Source organism: Paenibacillus sp. P4_A7 (genome assembly GCF_056402455.1).
In genome coordinates this window covers 1-3,100 of record NZ_JBFUHJ010000574.1, presented here as the reverse complement: position 1 = coordinate 3,100, position 3,100 = coordinate 1, and the positions used below count along the sequence as shown (strand labels likewise).

At 40.5% G+C, this 3,100-nt stretch carries 3 protein-coding genes; 1 reads left to right on the top strand and 2 read right to left on the bottom strand.

Going from position 1 to position 3,100, the window contains the following annotated elements; genetic code table 11:
* A partial coding sequence (locus AC1DWN_RS31195; protein WP_477562744.1) for an ABC transporter permease family protein occupies positions 1-414 on the bottom strand: 414 nt, incomplete at its 3' end.
* Between the two features lie 53 nt (positions 415-467).
* Positions 468-1,415, bottom strand: coding sequence for an ABC transporter permease (locus AC1DWN_RS31190; protein ID WP_477562743.1), 948 nt, complete (start codon positions 1,413-1,415; stop codon positions 468-470).
* 406 nt (positions 1,416-1,821) lie between these two features.
* Here AC1DWN_RS31190 and AC1DWN_RS31185 point away from each other — a divergent pair, with 406 nt between their 5' ends.
* Positions 1,822-2,760, top strand: a complete 939-nt coding sequence (locus AC1DWN_RS31185) for an aromatic acid exporter family protein (protein WP_477562742.1) — start codon at positions 1,822-1,824, stop codon at positions 2,758-2,760.
* Positions 2,761-3,100: the final 340 nt, after the last annotated feature.

The window sequence follows — 3,100 nt, the reverse complement described above, 5'->3', positions numbered from 1 at the left end:
ATACAGTCCCAGCCAATTTATGAGCAAGAAATTCGGGATCATCCCTCCTCCAAAAAACATCGTGACCGCTATAATAAACATGACTGGAGACCGAAGAGAATAATATTTCCGCGACAAGGCATAGGCCGCCGAAAGAGTTAGCAGCAGATTGATGAAAGTCCCAACAAAGGTATACCAGAGTGTATTGTAATAAGCTTTGAATATCTGTCCATCGGAAAAAATATCTTTGTAGCCCTCTAAGGTAAATCCTTTCGGTAGAAGGAATATCTCTTTGCGCAAAATGGCTTGGTAGTCACTGAAGGAGCTGGCCAATATGAATAACATTGGATAGGCAGTTGCGAATGCAAGAATGGCTAAACATACAATATTGCCGTAGTCGAATATCTTTTCACTTACACTTTTACGGATGTGCATATGAATACTCCCCCCTTTTGAATGTAATGAATTAGATCAAATGACGCGAATTTTCACCAAAGTGACACACTGGACACTTTCTTGCTTATATAGTTGACTGTAACAATTAGGGCGAAATTAATGACATTGTTAAAAAAACCGATTGCTGTGCCAAAACTGAACTCCCCTCCCAGTATCGACTTCCGATAAACATAAGTTGAAATCACATCGGACACTTCGTAAATACCTGGATTGTACATCAGCAATATCTTTTCATAGCCCACATTCATAATGCCGCCTACATTCAATATGAACAAAATGATGATCGTTGGTGCAATCGCCGGGATAGATACATGCCACACCTGTTGAAAACGACTTGCACCGTCAATTTGTGCCGCTTCGTACAATTCGGGAGACACCCCTGTAAGTGCCGCCAGATAGATGATCGAGGCCCATCCAAATCCTTGCCATATATCGGAAATGATGTATAAAGGACGGAACCACTCACTGGTTTGCATAAAAGCAATCGGCTCCATGCCTAATTGACCTAACAGGACATTGATAATCCCGCTTTCAGGAGACAAAAGGATATGCAGCATCCCTACTACAATCACGATCGAAACAAAATGTGGAAAATAACTTATGGTTTGAATCGTATTGCGAAACCACTTAACTCGAACCTCATTAAGGAGCAAAGCGAAGATGATCGGAACAGGGAAAGCAAAGATTAATGCCTGAACACTGAGAAGGACCGTATTTTTAATAAGCCGCCAGAAGAATATTGAATCAAAAAAAGCTTCAAAATGCTTGAATCCTACCCATGGGCTTTCCAGAATCCCTTTCATAAAGGAATAATCTTTAAAGGCGATCGTTAAACCGTACATAGGAACATAACTAAAAATAATGAAAAAGATGATTGTAGGAAGTACCAACAGATGCAAGTACTTATCACGAACGAGCGCTGTAAGGAACTTACTTCTTGTCGAGCGTGGCGTTCTGCGTGTATTGGTGTTAATGGACATAAATTTCACCTTCCCCCTAATAAAACTTTTTGATTAAATTAATTAAATAAATTTAAGCCATACGATGTTCAGCATGTAAACTAGGATTTTTCGATTTGAATGATAAATCTCGATGAAATGTACGATTGTCTTTATAAAATGAAGGGGATTTCGCATTAGCTACTCTCAGATAATACTTCTCTTCTTTATATTCGATCTATACTCACTTCTCGTTCCTAATATGCAAAAGAAGCAGCTGATTAGCGAGCATTCTTGAGAAAACTATATCGTACCGAGGGAGAATAAATATCTCGATAGTCTGCATGAGTATTGTATTTAGACATGAAGTGTCATGAGTTTAGCTTACATTTGAACTCATACTTTAGTATAATTTCACTATCATCAAGGAAATCAGGTGGAGAAATTAGTGAGAGTAGCTAAAATTTTTGGATACCGTACCATCAAAACTGCAATCGGGGTCAGTATTTCGGTTCTTATCGCCCACTCACTTGGGCTCGAATATTATTCAGCTGCTGGCGTCCTGACACTCCTATGTATTCAGAAGTCGCGAAGACAGTCCATAAACGCAGCATTAAGTAGATTTTACGCTTGTATGCTCGCCCTGTTTGTTTCCAGCGTACTGTTCGAGTTGCTGGGCTATATGCCCTACAGCTTGCTTGTACTACTGCTGTTGCTTATCCCGTTATGCGTCGCGCTGCACATTCAGGCGGGCATTTCCAGCAGCTCGGTTATTATGATGCATGTATATATGCACGGGCAGATGGAAGCAGCATTCTATCTTAATGAATTTCTGGTTGTACTTATCGGGCTAGGCACTGCGCTACTTGTCAACTGGTATATGCCGAGTATCGATAAGCAGCTCGATGCCTTAAAACAACAAAGCAGCCAATTGATTGCGAAAATTCTTAACGAATACGCAATCTATCTACTAGATGACTTTACTTTGTGGGATGGCAAGGAATTGCTGACGCTCTCTGATTTGCTTCGTCATTCGATAGGGATGGCGCAGCTCGATTCGGAAAACAATAAAAAGCAAACAAAAAACAATTACTTGATCTTTTTTGAAAATAAACAGAAGCAATTGGATCTATTGGAACGTATGCTGGAATCTATTTCGCATATTACTTCCCAGACAGGGCAAGGGGTTCGGATAGGGGAGTTCCTTCTTAAATTAAGCAACGAATTCTGTGATTCACAACAGGGTAAACAGCTTTATGAGGATTTACTACGCATTCGTGAATATCACAAACAGTTGCCATTGCCGCTTGACCGCAGCGAATTCGAAAACCGAGCACATTTGTTTGTAGTCGGCAATAACCTGGAGCGGTTTGTCAATACTATGTAAGGGCTGTACGAATACTTAAATGTTCTTACCTCCCTGAAGATGTGGTTGTGTAAGTCATGGTGACAGTTGATTATGGTGCTTTCATAATTCAGGACAAGCGCACAAAACTGCCCAGGTTGCGGAGCAAGCCTTCGATTATATCCAGTTCTTCGCTTTTTACTCTGGCTAGATATTCTTAGCTTTTTGGGGTGTATTTTTTTGTGTCAAAAGTTTGCGATCAATGCTGTGATGCTACCGAGAGTTGACCATTGTGTTGACTCTCGTACCTCTTACGTCCATGCTTTATCCATCCCATGTTCCTCCGTATTCAATCTGGGCTAATATAACTACAGTACAAACG

Excerpts from the sequence above, each read along its gene's own strand:
- AC1DWN_RS31190 (WP_477562743.1), bottom strand. The coding sequence starts at position 1,415 with ATGTCCATTAACACCAATACACGCAGAACGCCACGCTCGACAAGAAGT.